This is a genomic window from Xanthomonas sp. XNM01, assembly GCF_014851915.1.
Lineage (GTDB): Bacteria > Pseudomonadota > Gammaproteobacteria > Xanthomonadales > Xanthomonadaceae > Pseudoxanthomonas.
This window is the reverse complement of record NZ_JACVAP010000002.1, coordinates 217,378-235,304: the sequence shown is the minus strand read 5'-3', so window position 1 is coordinate 235,304 and position 17,927 is coordinate 217,378. Positions and strand designations below refer to the sequence as shown.

Below are 17,927 nucleotides of genomic sequence, written 5' to 3'. Positions count from 1 at the left end.
CGATCGCCAGCGAAGCGGGCAGTCGCCACGACGGCATCGCACGATCGTGTTCCGGTCGGAGGCGCACGGCGCGACTCTATAATCGGCGCATGTCGTTGCCGCTGCCGCCGCCGGACCTCCATGCCATCGCCGCACGCGTGCGCGCGCTCGCCGCCGAGTTCGGCTTCCAGCGCTGCGGCATCGCCGACATCGACCTGGCCGAGGACGAAACCCATCTGCGCGACTGGCTGTCCAAGGGCCTGTACGGAACGATGGACTGGATGGCCCAGCATGGCGACAAGCGCTCGCGTCCGCAGGAGCTGATTCCGGGCACCGTGCGGGTGATCTCGGTCGGTCTGGATTACGGCCGCAACGACAGCGACGACGCCTGGCATACGCTGGCCGATGGCGAACGCGCCTATGTCGCCCGCTATGCGCTGGGTCGCGACTACCACAAGCTGATGCGCAACCGCCTGCAGAAGCTGGCCACGCGCCTGCAGGAGGAGGTCGGTGCGTTCGGCCACCGCGTGTTCGTCGATTCGGCGCCGGTGCTGGAACGCGCGCTCGCCCGCAACGCGGGCCTGGGCTGGATCGGCAAGCACACCTGCCTGATCGACAAGAACGGGGGATCGTGGTTCTTCCTCGGCGAGATCTACGTCGACCTGCCGCTGCCGGTCGATCCGCCGGCCAGCGCGCACTGCGGCAGCTGCGTGCGCTGCATCGAGGTCTGTCCCACCCAGGCGATCATCGCCCCGCACCGGCTCGACGCGCGCCGCTGCATCTCCTATCTGACGATCGAGCACGACGGCCCGATCCCGGAGGAGTTCCGCGTCGCGATCGGCAACCGCATCTTCGGCTGCGACGACTGCCAGCTGGTCTGTCCGTGGAACAAGTTCGCCAGGCGCACCGACGAGCCCGATTTCCGTGCCCGCAACGACCTGGACACCGCCAGTCTGGCCGACCTGTTCGCGTGGGACGAAGCCGAGTTCCTGCGCCGCACCGAGGGCAGCCCGATCCGGCGCAGCGGGCACGAGCGCTGGCTGCGCAACATCGCCGTCGCGCTGGGCAACGCCCCGACCACGCCATCGGTGCTGGCGGCCCTCGCCTCGCGTCGCGATGATCCATCGGACCTGGTCCGCGAGCACGTGGCCTGGGCGTTGCAGCGCCATGCCGCCGCCATGCAGGACACGTCCGCCGGCGGCTGATCCAGCGCGGCATTCACGCCGCCCGGCCCCACCACAGTATCCTGTCGCGCCATCGCCGGCCCCGCCGCAATGCCCGAGCAGAACGCCGTCCTCAGTCCCAGCCAGCTCAACACGCTGGCGCGCGACCTGCTGGAAAGCGCGTTCCCGCTGATCTGGGTCGAAGGCGAACTCGGCAACGTCACCCGGCCCGCCTCCGGGCACCTGTACTTCAACCTGAAGGACGCGCGCGCGCAGGTGCGCTGCGCGATGTTCAAGCCCAAGAGCCAATGGCTGAAGTTCGCCCCGCGCGAAGGCCTGCGCGTGCTGGCGCGCGGCCGCCTGACCCTGTACGAGGCGCGCGGCGACTACCAGCTGGTGCTGGACCACATGGAAGAGGCCGGCGAAGGCGCGCTGCGGCGCGCGTTCGAAGCGCTGAAGGCGAAGCTGGCCGCCGAAGGGCTGTTCGATGAGGACCGCAAGCGCACCCTGCCCGCCTACGTGCGCCGGGTCGCGGTGATCACCTCGCCGACCGGCGCGGCGGTGCGCGACGTGCTCAGCGTGCTGGCCCGGCGCTGGCCGCTGGTCGATGTCGAGATCCTGCCCAGCCTGGTCCAGGGCGACACCGCCGCCGCGCAGATCACCGACCTGCTGCAGCGCGCCGCCCGCAGCGGCCGTTACGACGTGGTCGTGCTCGCCCGAGGCGGTGGTTCGCTCGAGGACCTGTGGGCGTTCAACGACGAGCGCCTGGCCCGCACCATCGCCGCCTCGCCGGTACCGGTGGTATCGGCGATCGGGCATGAGACCGACTTCACCCTGGCCGACTTCGCCGCCGACCTGCGCGCGCCGACGCCGTCGGTCGCGGCCGAACTGCTGGTCCCCGAACGCCGCGACCTGGGCGCACGCCTGCGCGCACTGCAGGCGCGCATGGACAGCCTGCAGCGGGGCCGGCTGCGCCAGGCGATGCAGCGCGCCGACCGTGCCGCGCTGCGGCTGCAGGCGCAGGGCCCGCAGGCCCGCCTGCGGCTGCTGCGCCAGCGCCAGGACGCGCTGCTGCGTCGCCTGCAGACCCAGATCCGCGGCCATCTGCAGCGCCGCCTGGCGCGTACCGCGCAGGCTGGCGCGGTGCTGCGCGCGCATGCGCCCGGTCGCCGCCTGGCCCAGCTGGCAGCGCGCCTGCAACGGCTGCAGGCGCGGCCGCAGGTGGCGATCGCCCAGACCCTGCGCCGCGACGCGTTGCGGCTGCGCGCGCTCGCGCGCTCGCTGGAAGCGGTCAGCCCGCTGGCCACCGTCGCGCGCGGCTACAGCATCCTCGACCGCATCGGCGATGGCCGCCTGCTGCAGTCGGTGACCCAGGCCCGGCCCGGCGATCTGGTCCGCGCCCGCCTGCGCGATGGCGAACTCGACCTGCGCGTCGAACGGGTCCGGCCTGCGGACGACACGCCCTGACCGGCGCGCCCGGCCGCGGGTCACGCAAGCGTCATCATCGCGTCATCCGAGTTCCATCCAGCGGCCGCAGCATGCGCAAAACAGGGAGTGCCGCGCATGCACTACGCCATCGTCACCGAGACCTATCCTCCCGAAGTCAACGGCGTCGCCCTGACCGTCCAGGGCCTGGAGAACGGCCTGCGCGAACGCGGCCATCAGGTGACGCTGGTGCGACCGCGCCAGTCGGCCGGCCAGACCGGCGACAGCCAGACCATGCTGGTGCGTGGCGCCGGACTGCCGCGCTATCCGGGCCTGCGCTTCGGCCTGCCCGCCACCGGCACCCTGGCCGGACGCTGGACAACCGCCCGGCCCGATGCGATCTACATCGCCACCGAGGGCCCGCTCGGCTGGTCGGCGCTGCGCGCAGCGCGCCGGCTCGGGATCCCGGTCGCGACCGGGTTCCATACCCGCTTCGACACCTACATGCGCGACTACGGCATGCCGTTCCTGCAGGGCACGGCGCTGGCATGGATGCGCCGCTTCCACAACCGCGCCGACGCGACGGTGGTGCCGACCCTGGAACTGCAGGGCTTCCTGCAGGGCGCCGGATTCCGCCGGGTGGCCAGGCTCGCCCGCGCGGTCGACACCGCGCAGTTCTGCCCGGACAGACGCGACGCCACGCTGCGCCAGCAATGGGGCGTGGCGGCGGACGCACTGGTGGTGATCCATGTCGGCCGGATCGCCGCCGAAAAGAACCTGGAACTGGCCGTGCGCGGCTACCGGGCCATCCAGCAGCTGCATCCGGACGCACGCTTCGTCTGGGTCGGCGACGGCCCGGCGCGCGAGGCGCTGGCACAGGCCAATCCGGACTTCGTGTTCTGCGGCATCCGGCGCGGCGCCGAGCTGGCGCGTCATTTCGCCTCGGCCGACCTGTTCCTGTTCCCCAGCCACAGCGAGACGTTCGGCAACGTCACCCTGGAGGCGATGGCCAGCGGCGTGCCGACGGTCGCATTCGACTACGGCGCCGCACGCGAGCACCTGCGCGATGGCGTGCACGGCGCGGCCGTGGCGGACGATGCGGCCTTCATGCGGGCCGCGCTGGCACTGGCCGACGATGCGGCGCTGCGCAGGACGATGGGCATCGCCGCCAGCGCCGCGATGCGGCATCTGCGTCCGGAGCAGGTCGCGGCCGATTTCGACGCCCTGCTCGCCGGCCTGGTCCACAACGGAGACCGCCATGCGCCGCTCGCCGCCTGATCCTGCTCCGGTCGCGGTTCCGCCGCATCCGTCCGCGCTGTCCGCACGCGACCGCCACTGGTGCCTGCGCGCCAACCGCTGGGGACTGCGCCGCAGCGTGCGCGCCTACTTCTCGATCGTGAGCCGGCTTGGCGACGGCGTGTTCTGGTATGCGCTGATGGCCGTGCTCGCGGTGGCCGGCGGCCGCGCGGGCTGGACGGCGGCACTGCACATGGCCGCGATCAGCCTGGTCGCACTGACTCTGTACAAGACGCTCAAGCGCTGGACCCGTCGCCCGCGCCCCTTCGCTGCCGATGGCCGCATCCAGGCCTGGGTCGCGCCGCTGGACGAGTTCAGCTTTCCGTCCGGGCACACCCTGCACGCGGTGTCGTTCACCATCGTCGCGCTCGGCTACTTCCCGATGCTGGCGCTGCTGCTCATTCCGTTCACCGCCTCGGTCGCGGTGTCGCGCGTGGTGCTGGGGCTGCACTACCCCAGCGATGTTCTGGCAGCCACGGCGATCGGCTCGCTGCTGGCCGGCGGTTCGTTCTGGGTCGCCGGCACGTTGCCGGCCGTTCTGTAACCGCCAGTTCGCCGGCCGCTGCGAGGCAGCCGACACGCCGCACACGCTGGGCGGATGGCGATCGCGCATGGACGCCCCTGCGGAGACTTCCGTCGCTGAGCGCACGTTGCCTGCCGCCATCGCCTCGACAGCGGTTGCTCTCCACCGCATGGCGAAAAAACGGCGCATCGCACGGGCCGGCGCTCCTGCCGGCGTGTGCCGGGAAGGACCGCATCGCTGATCGCGACGGTGCGATCTACCCGGCGAACGCGTCGTGGCGCGCGCGCAGCAGCGCCGGCTGCAGCTGGCCGCGCCAGTCGCGGTCGTTGGCGACCTGGGCCGCTGCACGGCTGGCGTCGAGCGCGTCCAGATCCAGCTCGGCCACCGCCCACAGCTGGTCGCCGCGGGTCCGGGCGACGACGCCGTCGGCGGGAAATCCTGCATCCATCGGCGCATACAGCGCGGCCTCGCCGGTGTTCACGTCCAGCGCCGGACTCCACGCCGCCTCGCCGGCGGTCACCGACTGCGCGACGAAGAAGCGGTTCTCCAGCGCACGGGCCAGGCAGCCCACGCGCACGCGGGTCGCCCCGGCGGCGGTATCGGTGCAGCTGGGTACCAGCAGCAGGCGCGCACCGGCTTCGTACTGCGCGCGCACCGGCAGCGGGAACTCGCTGTCGTAGCAGATCGACACACCGACGCGTGCGCCATCGACCGCGGTCACCTTCAGCATGTCGCCACCGTCGATCACGCCAGTGGCCTTCTCGAAGCCGGTCAGCTGCAGCTTGTCCTGCCAGAACCGGCCACCGTCGGGCGCGAACATGTCGCTGCGGTTGCGATAGCGGCCATCTGCATGGGCCAGCAGGAAGCTGCCGGCGACCACGTACATGCCGGTGGCGCGCGCCAGATCGGCATACAGCGCCAGCCACGCATCGCGGTGCTGCTGGATCGCGGCCAGCGAGGCGAGCAGGTCGGCGCGGACAGGCGGGGCGAAGGTGGCCGCCAGCTCGAGCGACAGATACTCCGGCAGCACCGCGACCCGCGCGCCCTGCGCGGCGGCCTGCGCGAGCACGCCGCGCTGGCGTGCCGCGAAGGCCTCGAAATCGGCCGGCATGCCGATCGGGTACTTCGCAACGGCCACTTTCATCGCAGATCCTCCTTCCAGTCGCGCAGCCAGAAGGTCAGCGCGTGCGTGGTCTCGCCGACGCCGGCCTCGTTCCAGCGCAGTTGCATGGTCATGCCCGGCTGCCGCGCGTAGCCGCGCCTGTGCCAGAACACGTCGTTGGGCCGATACCCTGCCGGCCGGCGGGGATCGTTGTCGTCGCGGTCGACCGCGCAGAAGGCGGTCCAGCGGAAACGCCCCAGCGCACGTGCGTGGGCTTCACGCCGGTCGAAGAACGCATGTCCCGCTCCGCGGCCGCGGTACGCCGGCAGCAGCACCGATTCGCCGAAGTAGAACACCTGCGCGGCCGGCACGCCGGTGGCGGCGAACGGGGCGCCGAAGGCCTCGGTGTCGTCTTCCAGCGGCAAGCCGGTGGACGCGCCGACCACGCGCCCGTCCTCCAGCGCAAGCACGAACACGCTGTCGGGCGACTGCGCGTAGGCGCGCAGGTAAGCGTGCTCGTAGGCCAGGTCGCCGTCGTACAGATACGGCCAGTCGCGGAACACGGCGATGCGCAATGCCGCCACAGCGTCCAGCCATGGCCCGATGTCGGGCCCGCGCACGCTGCGGATGTCGAGTGGGGTCGTCATCACGCCATTCTAGATGGTGCGCCGTCGCATCATGGATCGGGGATGCCGGTCGGGCCGACGCGGCCGGATCGCGGCAGTGTGCATCGGTCCAGCTTCCGTGCGAGGCCGGCGGCAGGCGCGTCGCGCGCGGCATCGCGAGCGGTGTCGGGACGCCCGCTCGATGCGGAGATGGCGCGGCACGCGCCGCCGCCACCGCCGCGCGATCCTCCCGATGATCGAAAGCGCTTGGTGGTTGCGCCGATGCGGCGTCCTGCGCGCATCGATGCGGGCGCGGCGCCGCGTGTGGAAAGCCGCGTGCCGCATCGTGTGATCGAGGCGCGCATCGGCTGCATGGACAGACGTCCGCGTGAGGCATCGCACGACGAGCAGCAGACACGCATCGCCCCGCGCATCCCGAGTGCCTGATCGACGGATCGCCGGCTGCGCCCACTGGCTGTGCGGATACGAAAGCGCGCAAACGTGGTGGTGTTGCCGAGCGTGCTCGTTGAAGCGCCACGCACTGTCCGCACGCGCCGACGTCCGGTTCGGGGAACCGGCCGTCAGGCCCGCGGTTCGGGCTTCCGCAGCCGGCCAAGGTCGGCCAGCATGTCCCAGGATTTCAGCCCGCGCGGGCCGAGGTGATGGGCCAGCACCGTGCGCAGCGGCAGTCGCAGGCTTGCCAGATCCTCGCTGTCGGGCTGCTCATCGGCCGCAAGCGCGAGCAGCGCGCTGCCGGTCGCGGCGGCGCTGCGTTCGCCCCCACCGCGGTCGGTCAGCAGCCTGCGCGCACCGTGTTCGGGCTCGAGGCGATAGCGCGCGGCCGGATCGATCGGCTCGCCGTCGCCATCGCTGTCGGCGATCACACCCACGCCCAGCGCATCGAGCAGGTCGCGCTCGAACCGGCGCAGGCTCCAGGCCAGCGGTTCGCCCATGCGCAGGCACTCGCGTGTCCGCGCGTACGCGGCATGCAGGTCGGGCAGCGGGTCCTGGCGCGGCGCCAGGCGCAGCACCAGTTCGTTGAGATAGAACGCGGCCAGCAGCGCATCGCCGCTCAGCAGCGGCGCGGCGTCCAGCGCCTCGGCCTGGCGCAGCTGGGCCAGCTCACCGGTCTGCGACGCGTCGTAACGGATCCACTGCAGTGGCTGCAGCGCGGCGCGCAGCACGTGCCGTTTCGGACCGGTGACGCCGCGCGCGACCAGGCCGATCCGGCCGTGGGCCTGGCTCAGCACCTCGACCAGCAGGCTGGTCTCGCGCCAGGGGCGCGCGTGCAGCACGAACCCGCTGTCGCCATCGATCCGCATGACCGGCCCGTCAGCGTGCGCCGCGCAGGAAGCGCGAGCCGGTCAGTTGTCGCCGTAGCCGAAGGCCTTCAGCGCCGACTCGTCGTCGGACCAGCCCTCGCGCACGCGCACCCAGGTTTCCAGGAACACCTTGCGTCCGAACAGGCGCTCCATCTGTCCGCGTGCCTTGCTGCCGATCTCGCGCAGGCGGGTGCCGCCCTTGCCGATCACGATCGGCTTCTGGCCCTCGCGCTCGACCCAGATCACCGCGCCGATGCGCAGCAGCTCGCCGTCTTCGGCGAAGCGCTCGATCTCGACCGTGGTGGCATAGGGCAGCTCTTCGCCCAGCTGGCGCATCAGCTGCTCGCGGACCAGCTCGCCAGCCAGGAAACGCTGGCTGCGGTCGGTGATCTCGTCCTCGTCGTATGCCGGCGGCGCCTCCGGCACCAGTGCCAGCAGGTCGCGGACCAGCGCTTCCAGGCCGTTGCGCTTGAGCGCCGACAGCGGATGGATGCCGGCGAACTCGCGGCCGTCGCTGACCTGGGCCAGGAACGGCAGCAGCGCGGTCTTGTCCTTGAGCCGGTCGATCTTGTTGATCGCCAGCACCACCGGGATGCCGGCGTCTTTCAGCACATTGAAGGCCAGGGTGTCTTCTTCGTCCCAGCGCCCGGCCTCGACCACCATCAGACCGACGTCGACGTCCTCCAGCGCGCCGCGCGCAGCCCGGTTCATCACCCGGCTCATCGCCGAGGCCTTGAAGCGGCCCTGCTGGCGATGCAGGCCGGGCGTGTCGACCAGCAGCAGCTGGCCGCCCTCGACCGTGGCGATGCCAAGCAACCGGTGGCGCGTGGTCTGCGGCCGGTTGGAGACGATGCTGACCTTGGCGCCGACCAGGGCGTTGGTCAGGGTGGATTTGCCGACGTTGGGCCGGCCGATCACCGCGACGCTGCCGCAGCGGTGGGAAGGGGTCTGTTCTTGGTTCACACGTTGCCGCTCTTGGTTGCCGGCGTCAGGACGCCAGCTGGTCGATGGCCGCCAGTGCCGCGGCCTGTTCCGCCAGACGGCGCGAGGTGCCTTGGCCCTCGGCGCTCAGCGGCGGTTCGCTCAGGGTACACCGGGCCAGGAACACCTTGGCGTGCTCCTCCCCGGATTCGGACACCAGCTCGTAGACCGGCAGCGGCCGCTGGCGGGCCTGCAGCCACTCCTGCAGCCGGGTCTTGGCGTCCTTTTCCGGCTTGCCGACCGGCAGCGCGGCCAGGGCCTGCTCGAACCACGGCAGCACCGCCTTGCGGCAGCCCTCGTAGCCGGCATCTAGGTAGATCGCCGCGACCACCGCCTCCAGCGCGTCGGCCAGGATCGAATCGCGACGGAAACCACCGGACTTGAGCTCGCCCGGTCCCAGGGTCAGGCGCTCGCCGAGTTCGAGCTGCCGCGCGATCGTGGCCAGCGAGCCTTCGCGCACCAGTTCGGCCCGGGCCCGGGTCAGCACGCCCTCGTCGGCCTTGGGCCAGCGCAGGTACAGTGCCTCGGCCGCCAGCAGGTTGACCACCCCGTCGCCGAGGAATTCCAGACGTTCGTTGTGCGGGGCGCCGGCGCTGCGATGGGTCAGCGCCTGCGCCAGCAGCGCCGGATCGGCGAACGGATGCCCGATCCGGTCACGCAGGATGGTGCGCTCAGCCGCCACCGGACCGCGTCAGTTCCTGGGTGGAGTCGAAGCGGCCGACCACGTCGAGATTGCCCACCAGCGGGCGCCGCACCTCGTAGTTCACCCGCATCTTCCAGCCGCCATTGGTCCGCTCGAACTTCACGTTCGCCGGCTTCACGTTCTCGGAGTAGTTGATGTACAGGCGACGGAAGAACAGGTCCTGGATCCGCGACGGATCCATGTCGGCCACGCCCGGCTCACCGGACAGCCCCTTCATCGCCGAACGCACCGAGTAGTACTCCTGGTACATCGGGAACAGCTTCATGCCCACGTAGGCGGCGAACCCCATCACCGCCAGCACGATCAGGAATCCCACCAGGCTCAGACCGCCTTGCTTGCGCTTCATTGCCATTCCCCTTGGAGGCGCCATCGGGCGCGTCACTTGACCGTCGTCCCGATCCGCGACGGATCGAAACTCCCCTTGCAGAACCAGTCATCGCAGTTCAGCCAGATCAGGAACGCCTTGCCCCGCAGGTTGGCTTCCGGAAGGAAGTGGGTCTGGGTCCAGAACCGGCTGTCCTCGCTATTATCCCGATTGTCGCCCATGACGAAATACTGGCCCTCCGGCACGGTCCAGTCACCCTGGCCGGCCGGATTGGCGCGGCCGACCCACTCCAGCACGCTGTGCGAGCGGCCCGGCAGCTCCTCGGTCAGCAACGAGGCGCCATTCATCTCCACGCCCTTGCCCTGGCCGACGTACTCGCCCTGCAGCTGGTAGGTCACCGGCTCGCCGTTGATGTAGAGGGTGTCGCCGTGGAAGCCGATCCGGTCGCCCGGCAGCCCGACCACGCGCTTGATCCAGTTCTGGTCCGGTGCGTGCGGCGGCTTGAACACCACCACGTCGCCGCGCTCGGGCTCGCCCAGCGACACGAACTTGTGGTTGTTGATCGGCAGGCGCAGGCCGTAGGCGAACTTGTTGACCAGGATGAAGTCGCCGATCAGCAGGTTGGGCATCATCGAGCTGGACGGGATCTTGTACGGCTCGGCGATGAAGCTGCGCAGCACCAGCACCAGGGCCAGCACCGGAAAGAACGCGCGCGAGTAGTCGACGACCACCGGCTCCTCGTCCAGCAGACCGCCGCGGGCGACACGCCGCTTGGCGAAGAACAGCCGGTCCAGCAGCCAGATGATGCCGGTGGCGAAGGTCAGCACGACCAGGCCGATCTCAAACCATTTCATGCGCGATCCTGCAGCGGGTGGGAATGTGGAGCCAACGACACGATGAAGCTTACTTGCTGTCGACCTGCAGCACGGCCAGGAAGGCCTCCTGCGGGATCTCGACACGGCCGACCTGCTTCATCCGCTTCTTGCCTTCCTTCTGCTTTTCCAGAAGCTTCTTCTTGCGGCTGATGTCGCCGCCGTAGCACTTGGCCAGCACGTTCTTGCGCATCGCCTTGACCGTGCTGCGGGCGATGATCTGCGAGCCGACCGCGGACTGGATCGCCACGTCGAACATCTGCCGCGGGATCAGGTCCTTCATCTTCTCGCACAGCTCGCGGCCGCGCCGGTCGGCGTGGCTGCGGTGCACGATCAGCGACAGCGCATCGACGCGGTCGCCGTTGATCAGCGTGTCCAGGCGCACGAACGGGCCGGCCTCGAAACGCAGGAAGTGGTAGTCCAGCGACGCGTAGCCGCGGCTGACCGACTTGAGCTTGTCGAAGAAGTCCAGCACCACTTCGGCCATCGGCAGTTCGTAGCTGATCTGCACCTGGCTGGCCATGTAGGTGATGCCGATCTGCACGCCGCGCTTTTCCTCGCACAGCTTGATGATGTTGCCGATGTAGGCTTCGGGCGTGAGGATGTTGGCGCGGATGATCGGCTCGCGCACCTCGTCGATCAGGTTCGACTGCGGCAGCTTGGCCGGGTTGTCCAGCGGCATCACCGTGCCGTCGGTGCGCAGCACCTCGTAGATCACGGTCGGCGCGGTGGTGATCAGGTCCAGGTCGTACTCGCGCTCCAGGCGCTCCTGCACGATCTCCATGTGCAGCATGCCGAGGAAGCCGCAGCGGAAGCCGAAGCCCATCGCCTCCGAGCTCTCGGGCTCGAAACGCAGCGCCGCATCGTTCAGGCGCAGCTTGTCCAGCGCCTCGCGCAGCGCCGGGTAGTCCTCGGCGTTGACCGGGAACAGGCCGGCGAACACGCGTGGCTGCATTTCCTGGAAGCCGGGCAGCGGCTTGGGCGCCGGGTCGGCGGCCAGGGTCAGGGTGTCGCCGACCGGCGCACCGTGCACGTCCTTGATCGACGCGGTGATCCAGCCCACCTCGCCCGCACGCAGCGCAGGCAGTTCCTTGCGCTTGGGGGTGAACACGCCGACCTTGTCGACCTCGTGCGCGCGCCCGGTCGACATCACCAGGATCTTGCTCTTGGCCTTGATCTCGCCCTGCATCACGCGCACCAGCGAGACCACGCCCAGGTAGTTGTCGAACCAGGAATCGATGATCAGCGCCTGCAGCTTGTCGGTGTCGCGCGGCTGCGGCGGCGGGATCCGGTGCACGATCGCCTCGAGCACGTCGCCGACGTTGAGCCCGGTCTTGGCGCTGACCGCGACCGCGTCCTCGGCGTCGATGCCGATCACCGCCTCAATCTCGGCCTTGGCCCGGTCGATGTCGGCGGTCGGCAGGTCGATCTTGTTCAGCACCGGCACCACTTCCAGGCCCTGCTCCACCGCGGTGTAGCAGTTGGCGACCGACTGCGCCTCCACGCCCTGGGCTGCGTCGACCACCAGCAGCGCGCCTTCGCACGCGGCCAGCGAGCGGCTGACCTCGTAGGAGAAGTCGACGTGGCCGGGGGTGTCGATGAAGTTCAGGAAATAGGTGTTGCCATCCTTCGCCTTGTACGGCAGCGAGACGGACTGGGCCTTGATGGTGATGCCGCGCTCGCGCTCGATCGGGTTCGAGTCGAGCACCTGCGCCTCCATCTCGCGCGCTTCCAGGCCACCACACAGCTGGATGATGCGGTCGGCGAGGGTCGACTTGCCGTGGTCGACGTGGGCGATGATGGAGAAGTTGCGGATGAACCGCATGGAATCGGAGGACATGTGGGGGCGGCGGGACGGCCGTCGTCGGGTCAACGGGCGATTATCGCACGGCCGGGGGAGGTTTCACGGCCACCTCGGCGATCGCGCCGCACCCGCCCGGTCGGACGCCGGGATGGAGCGGCCCAATGGCCGTCCATCCCGGATCGGTCCGCCTTACTGGTCGCCCGCGCCGACCGGGACCGCAACGAAACCGCTGGACCCGTTCGGCGAACGCACCAGCAGCATGGCCACGTCGCCGTCCTTCAGCGGACGCAGTGCCCGCTCCAGCTCGGCGACGCTGCCGACCGGCGTGTTGCGCACGCGCAGGATCACCAGGCCCGGTGCCAGGTTGGCCTCACGCGCGGCCATCGAACTGACCGCGGTGATCCGCACGCCCTCGCCGCTCTCGAGGCCCAGCTGGCGGCGGCTGGCCGCGTTCAGGTCGGCCGCCTCGATGCCGAGCTTGGCGATCGCGCTGGGACCGGCGGCCGGCGCATCGTCGCCGGCATCGGCCGCCATGGTCGACGCACGTTCGGCATCACTGGCCAGCTCGCCCAGGGTCACGGTCAGCTCGCGCGGCTTGCCGTCGCGGATCAGTTCGATCCTGGCCTTGCTGCCCGGCGGCAGCATGCCCACCAGCGGCGGCAGGTCGGAGTTGCTGTTGATCGGCTGGCCGTTGACTCCGGTGATGACGTCGCCGATCTGGATGCCGGCCTTGGCCGCCGCGCTGTCGGGCTCGACGCCGTTGACCAGCGCACCGCGGCTGCTGTCCAGCCCCAGGCCCTTGGCCCGGTTCGCGTCGATCGGCTGGATGGTCACGCCGAGCATGCCGCGACTGACCCGGCCGGTCTTCTTGATCTGCTCGACCGCGCTCATCGCCACGTCGACAGGGATCGCGAAACTCACGCCCATGTAGCCGCCGGAATTGCTGAGGATCTGCGAGTTGATGCCGACGACTTCGCCGGAGGTGTTGAGCAGCGGACCGCCGGAATTGCCGCGGTTGATCGCCACGTCGGTCTGGATGAAGGGCACGTACTGCTGGCCCTGCCCGGCGCTGCGGCCCAGCGCGCTGACGATGCCGGCGGTGACCGACTGCTCCAGGCCCAGCGGCGAACCGATCGCCACCACCCACTGGCCTTGCTTGAGGCTGGCCGACTTGCCCAGGCGCAGCTCGGGCAGGCCCTTGGCCTCGATCTTCAGCAGGGCCACGTCGTAGCCCTCGTCGCTGCCGATCAGCTTGGCCTCGAACTCGCGCCGGTCGGCCAGCTTGACCGTGATGGTGTCGGCGCCGTCGACCACGTGGTGGTTGGTCAGCACGTAGCCGTCATCGGAAATGATGAAGCCCGAGCCCATGCCGCGCCGTGCCGGCGACTGGCCGTCGCCTTCGGGCATGCCGAACCCCGGGCCGAAGAAACGCCGGAAGATCTCCGGGATCTGCGCCTCGTCCGGCATGCCGCCGCGGCGGCTGGCGGCGCGCGGCGAGCTGCGCACTTCGATGTTCACCACGCCGGGCGAGACCTGTTCGACCAGCCGGGTGAAGTCCGGCAGGCCGGTGACCAGCGGCGCGGCAGGCGCGGTCGCCGGCGCGGCGGCCGTGGTGGCCTGCGCCGACGCGGCGGCGGCGTTGTCGGGGGAACGGGCACAGGCGGCCAGCGGCGCGGCCAGCACCAGGGCGGCCAGCATTCCGTTGCGGACACGTGGATTCATGAGGATGCCTCCTATCGACGATGTGGCAAGGGACAAGGCGACGCCGTTCCCGCCGCGGCTGCGGCAGGGCGGACCGGCGACGCCGGACAAGTGAAGGTAAGGGGATCAGCGCCGCGTGGGCGTGTCGGCATCCGGCGGCGCCGGCAGGTCGGCCCGCGGGGAAACCCCTTCGGCAGGCAGCCGCGGCTCGAACGGATAGAACGTGGCGCCGGCATCGCCGCGCTCGCCGATGCTGGCGTTGAACGCCCCCGATGCGGCCTGCGGCAGCGCCGCGCGTGGCCACGGCCGTGCCTGCAGGGGGGCAGCCGAGGCGAAGGGATCGTTGTCGGCCGAGCCGATCGCCGGCACCGCCGCCAACGGCAGGATGTCCGCGACCTGGCGGCTGGCGGCATCCACCGTGCGGTTGTCGCGCACCGGCGCGACGGCCGCGACCTGCACCGGCTCGCGCTCGATCGCGGGCGTCCGCGGTGCCGCCTCGCGGCGGGGCGTGGTCCGCGCCACCGGAGCAGCGGCCGCCGCGACCGCCGCGCTGGCCACCGCGACGGCGGCTGGCGCCGATGCCGGTGCAACGGCGGCTGGGGCCGGCGCGGGCTCGACGATGCGCTGTTCGGCGACCAGCGGTGCGGGGCCGGCATCGATCACCGGGTCCTGCTGCCGGCCGACGAACATGGCGACCACGGCCACCGAAGCGGCCAGCGCGGCGCCACCGCCGCCCCAGCGCGCCCAGCCATGGCGACGCCCGGTCGTGGCGGCCATCGGGCGCACGGCTTCGACCGCGGCTTCGGTGGCAAGCGCCGCGGCGACCCGCTGGCTGAAACCGGCATCGGCGGTGCGGGCGACCTGGCCGCGCATCACGTCGCCGCACAGCTGCCAGCGCTCGTAGCAGCCGGCAAGCTCATCGTCGTGTTCGAGCCGGCGCAGCAGGAAGCGCGCCTCGTCGGGCGCCAGGGCGCCATCGATCAGCGCCGACAGCTGCTGCCGGTGATGGGTCTCGATCTTGTCGGCGCCGACGGCGCCGGGATTCGCTGGGTGACGTTCCTGGCTCATGGACGGTTACGCTCGCGTGTGGCGCTTTGGACATCAAGCAGGGGGCGGAGTTCCGTATCGATCGCTTCGCGGGCACGGAAGATCCGCGAACGCACGGTGCCGATCGGGCAATCCATCTTCTGCGCGATCTCGTCGTAGCTCAGGCCCTCGACTTCGCGCAGGGTGATCGCGGTGCGCAGTTCTTCCGGCAGCGCGTCGACCGCCTTCATCACGGTGCGCTCCAGTTCCTCGCGCATCGCCTCGCGCTCGGGCGTGTCGTTGTCGCGCAGGCGGATGCCACCATCGAACTGCTCGGCTTCGGTGGCATCGATGTCGTCGGTGGGCGGGCGGCGGTTGTGGGCGACCAGATGGTTCTTCGCTGTGTTCACGGCGATCCTGTGCAGCCAGGTATAGAACTGGGAATCGCCGCGGAAATTGCCCATCGCCCGGTAGGCCCGGATGAAGGTGTCCTGGGCCACGTCCTGGCATTCGCTCCAGTCGGGGATGTAGCGCCCGATCAGCGCCACCACCCTGTGCTGGTACTTGCGCACCAGCATGTCGAAGGCCGCACTGTCGCCGCGCTGCACGCGCCGCACCAGTTCGAGGTCCAGTTCCTGCGGTGAATCCTGTTGCATCAACTCGGCCATGCCGGGCCGCACTCCTGTCAGCTCGGCCGATGGCCGTGCCCTGTGACCGCCATTGCCGGAAAAAGTTCGGCGGCCTGGCGAAGGGCCACCCCGGACGGATGAGACGCAAGCATGCGGTCGCACGGGTGAGGCCGCCGTCCCTGCGCCATGCAGGACGTTAACCGCATGTCCGCTAGCGTAAGCCGCCCGGTCCCCGATGCCGCATGCCATGGGTCGTCTATTGGGATTTGACGCCATGGAAACAACCTCGGGATGATACGGCCCTCTTCCATACACAACCGGATGGTTTCGCCATGCTCCCAGGCTTCGACGGACTCCGATTCAGCCACTGGCAGGTCAGACAGCGCGACGACGGCGTCGTGGTGCTGGCCATGGACCGCCAGGACGCCGCGGTCAACGCCCTGTCGCAGGACGTGCTGATCGAGCTGGCCGACATCGTCGAACGCCTGGCGATCGATCCGCCGAAGGGCGTGGTGTTCGCTTCGGCCAAGCCGTCCGGCTTCATCGCCGGCGCCGACCTGAAGGAGTTCCAGGAGTTCGACCGCAAGGGCACCGTCAACGATGCGATCCGGCGCGGCCAGGCCGTGTTCCAGAAGGTCGCCGAGCTGCCCTGCCCGACCGCGGTGGCGATCCATGGCTTCTGCATGGGCGGCGGCACCGAACTGTCGCTGGCCTGCGACTACCGCGCCGCCTCCAATGATGGTTCGACCCGGATCGGCCTGCCCGAGACCAAGCTGGGCATCTTCCCCGGCTGGGGCGGCAGCGCGCGCCTGCCGCGCCTGGTCGGTGCGCCGGCGGCGATGGACATGATGCTGACCGGGCGCACGCTGTCGGCCTCGGCCGCGCGCGGCATCGGCCTGGTCGACAAGGTCGCCGAACCTGCGGTGCTGGAAGACGCGGCCGCGGCACTGGTCCTGCGCGGCCACCAGCGGCCGTTCCGGCAGCGCTTCCTCGGCTGGGCGACCAACACCTGGCTGGCGCGGAAGATCCTCGCACCGCAGATGACCAAGCAGGTCGCGCGCAAGGCGAAGAAGGACCACTACCCGGCCCCGTATGCGCTGATCAATGTCTGGCAGCGCACCGGCGGCAGCGGCATCCAGGCGCGCCTGGACGCCGAACGCAAGGCCGTGGTCAAGCTGGCCGGCACGCCGACCGCGCGCAACCTGATCCGGATCTTCTTCCTCACCGAGCGGCTCAAGGGCCTGGCCGGCAAGGAGCATGGCATCCGCCACGTGCATGTGGTCGGCGCCGGCGTGATGGGCGGCGACATCGCGGCCTGGTCGGCGTACAAGGGCTTCGAGGTGACGCTGCAGGACCGCGAGCAGCGTTTCATCGATGGCGCGCTCGGCCGCGCGCAGGAGCTGTTCGCGAAGAAGGTGCGCGACGAGAGCAAACGCCCGGCGGTGGCTGCGCGCCTGAAGGGCGACCTGGCCGGCGACGGCGTGCCGGACGCCGATCTGGTGATCGAAGCGATCATCGAGCAGCCCGAGGCCAAGCGCGAGCTGTACCAGTCTCTGGAGCCGCGGTTGAAGCCCGACGCCCTGCTGACCACCAACACCTCGTCGATCCCGCTGGACGAACTGCGCGGCCACATCGCGCGTCCGGCGCAGTTCGCAGGCCTGCACTACTTCAACCCGGTCGCACTGATGCCCCTGGTCGAGATCGTCCAGCACGATGGGCTGGATGCGGCGACGGTCCGGCGCCTGGCCGCGTTCTGCAAGGCACTGGACAAGTTCCCGGTGCCGGTCGCCGGTACGCCGGGCTTCCTGGTCAACCGGGTGCTGTTCCCGTACATGCTCGAAGCGGCCAACGCCTACGCCGAAGGCATCCCCGGCGCGGTCATCGACAAGGCCGCGGTGCGCTTCGGCATGCCGATGGGCCCGATCGAGCTGATCGACACGGTCGGCCTGGATGTCGCCCAGGGCGTGGGCGCGGAGCTGTCGCCGTTCCTCGGCCTGCAACTGCCCGCCGCGCTTGCGACGGTCGAGCCCGGCAAGCGCGGCAAGAAGGATGGCCAGGGCCTGTACAAGTGGGAGAACGGCAAGGCGGTCAAGCCGGAGGTCCCGCAGGGCTACGAGGCGCCGTCCGACCTGGAGGACCGCCTGGTCCTGCCGCTGCTCAATGAAGCGGTGGCCTGCCTGCACGATGGCGTGGTGGCCGATGCCGATTTGCTCGACGCCGGCGTGATCTTCGGCACCGGTTTCGCCCCGTTCCGCGGCGGCCCGATCCAGCACATCCGCGCCACCGGCGCCGATGCGCTGCTGGAGAAGCTCAAGGTACTGCAGGGCCGCCATGGCGACCGGTTCGCACCGCGACCGGGCTGGGACAACCCGCTGCTGCGGCAGCCGCCGGAATGAGCGCGCCGATGCGCTGATGCGCCATGGAACGCCCGCCCTGTGCGGGCGTTTTCACGTCTGCAACCGGGCGGGCCC

At 70.3% G+C, this 17,927-nt stretch carries 17 protein-coding genes; 6 read left to right on the top strand and 11 right to left on the bottom strand.

All coding sequences use genetic code 11. The annotated features are described in order from the left end of the window. The first annotated feature begins 89 nt into the window (after nt 1-89). The 4 genes from queG to IB242_RS08650 all read left to right on the top strand — a co-directional run bounded on the left by queG (nt 90) and on the right by IB242_RS08650 (nt 4,407). On the top strand, nt 90-1,184 hold the full coding sequence (gene queG, locus IB242_RS08665; RefSeq protein ID WP_192278195.1) for a tRNA epoxyqueuosine(34) reductase QueG: 1,095 nt from the start codon (nt 90-92) through the stop codon (nt 1,182-1,184). A 69-nt stretch (nt 1,185-1,253) separates the two neighbouring features. Next, complete coding sequence (xseA, locus tag IB242_RS08660; RefSeq protein WP_192278193.1) at nt 1,254-2,609, top strand: exodeoxyribonuclease VII large subunit; 1,356 nt, start codon at nt 1,254-1,256, stop codon at nt 2,607-2,609. 96 nt (nt 2,610-2,705) lie between these two features. Further along, nucleotides 2,706-3,845, top strand: coding sequence for a glycosyltransferase family 1 protein (locus tag IB242_RS08655; RefSeq protein WP_192278191.1), 1,140 nt, complete (start codon nt 2,706-2,708; stop codon nt 3,843-3,845). Continuing rightward, on the top strand, nt 3,826-4,407 hold the full coding sequence (locus tag IB242_RS08650; protein ID WP_192278189.1) for a phosphatase PAP2 family protein: 582 nt from the start codon (nt 3,826-3,828) through the stop codon (nt 4,405-4,407). Before IB242_RS08655 ends, IB242_RS08650 begins: the two co-directional genes overlap by 20 nt. 235 nt (nt 4,408-4,642) lie before the next feature. Here IB242_RS08650 and IB242_RS08645 read toward each other — a convergent pair whose 3' ends face one another. Beyond that, a complete protein-coding gene (locus IB242_RS08645; protein WP_192278187.1) occupies nt 4,643-5,530 on the bottom strand; it encodes a carbon-nitrogen hydrolase family protein in 888 nt (295 codons plus the stop codon). Beyond that, nucleotides 5,527-6,135 (bottom strand): GNAT family N-acetyltransferase, encoded by a 609-nt coding sequence (locus IB242_RS08640; protein ID WP_192278185.1) that lies wholly within the window; start codon nt 6,133-6,135, stop codon nt 5,527-5,529. The genes IB242_RS08645 and IB242_RS08640 overlap by 4 nt, the downstream gene beginning before the upstream one ends. 168 nt (nt 6,136-6,303) lie before the next feature. On the opposite strand from IB242_RS08640, the gene IB242_RS08635 reads away from it, so the two are divergent. Beyond that, nucleotides 6,304-6,540, top strand: a complete 237-nt coding sequence (locus IB242_RS08635; RefSeq protein ID WP_192278183.1) for a hypothetical protein — start codon at nt 6,304-6,306, stop codon at nt 6,538-6,540. Nucleotides 6,541-6,674: 134 nt separating this feature from the next. On the opposite strand, the gene recO is transcribed toward IB242_RS08635, so the two are convergent. The 9 genes from recO to rpoE all read right to left on the bottom strand — a co-directional run bounded on the left by recO (nt 6,675) and on the right by rpoE (nt 15,495). After that, the gene (gene recO, locus IB242_RS08630) at nt 6,675-7,415 is read right to left on the bottom strand and encodes a DNA repair protein RecO (protein ID WP_192278181.1); all 741 of its coding nucleotides are present in this window, start codon (nt 7,413-7,415) and stop codon (nt 6,675-6,677) included. A 42-nt stretch (nt 7,416-7,457) separates the two neighbouring features. Beyond that, nucleotides 7,458-8,378: a GTPase Era gene (gene era, locus IB242_RS08625; RefSeq protein WP_192278179.1), complete on the bottom strand. Its 921-nt coding sequence runs from the start codon at nt 8,376-8,378 to the stop codon at nt 7,458-7,460. A 25-nt stretch (nt 8,379-8,403) separates the two neighbouring features. Further along, nucleotides 8,404-9,078, bottom strand: a complete 675-nt coding sequence (rnc, locus tag IB242_RS08620) for a ribonuclease III (protein WP_192278177.1) — start codon at nt 9,076-9,078, stop codon at nt 8,404-8,406. After that, the gene (locus tag IB242_RS08615) at nt 9,068-9,445 is read right to left on the bottom strand and encodes a DUF4845 domain-containing protein (protein WP_192278175.1); all 378 of its coding nucleotides are present in this window, start codon (nt 9,443-9,445) and stop codon (nt 9,068-9,070) included. Before IB242_RS08615 ends, rnc begins: the two co-directional genes overlap by 11 nt. 32 nt (nt 9,446-9,477) lie before the next feature. Then, nucleotides 9,478-10,278 (bottom strand): signal peptidase I, encoded by an 801-nt coding sequence (gene lepB / locus IB242_RS08610; RefSeq protein WP_192278173.1) that lies wholly within the window; start codon nt 10,276-10,278, stop codon nt 9,478-9,480. A gap of 49 nt (nt 10,279-10,327) precedes the next feature. Next, a complete protein-coding gene (gene lepA / locus IB242_RS08605) occupies nt 10,328-12,121 on the bottom strand; it encodes a translation elongation factor 4 (protein ID WP_192279233.1) in 1,794 nt (597 codons plus the stop codon). A gap of 168 nt (nt 12,122-12,289) precedes the next feature. Continuing rightward, a complete protein-coding gene (locus tag IB242_RS08600) occupies nt 12,290-13,822 on the bottom strand; it encodes a DegQ family serine endoprotease (RefSeq protein ID WP_192278171.1) in 1,533 nt (510 codons plus the stop codon). 105 nt (nt 13,823-13,927) lie between these two features. Beyond that, nucleotides 13,928-14,869: a sigma-E factor negative regulatory protein gene (locus IB242_RS08595; protein ID WP_192278170.1), complete on the bottom strand. Its 942-nt coding sequence runs from the start codon at nt 14,867-14,869 to the stop codon at nt 13,928-13,930. Continuing rightward, entirely contained in the window at nt 14,866-15,495 is a 630-nt protein-coding gene (gene rpoE, locus IB242_RS08590) for an RNA polymerase sigma factor RpoE (RefSeq protein ID WP_192278168.1), read from the bottom strand. Before rpoE ends, IB242_RS08595 begins: the two co-directional genes overlap by 4 nt. A gap of 293 nt (nt 15,496-15,788) precedes the next feature. Here rpoE and IB242_RS08585 point away from each other — a divergent pair, with 293 nt between their 5' ends. Beyond that, nucleotides 15,789-17,852, top strand: a complete 2,064-nt coding sequence (locus tag IB242_RS08585; RefSeq protein WP_192278165.1) for a 3-hydroxyacyl-CoA dehydrogenase NAD-binding domain-containing protein — start codon at nt 15,789-15,791, stop codon at nt 17,850-17,852. The last annotated feature ends 75 nt before the right edge of the window (nt 17,853-17,927 follow it).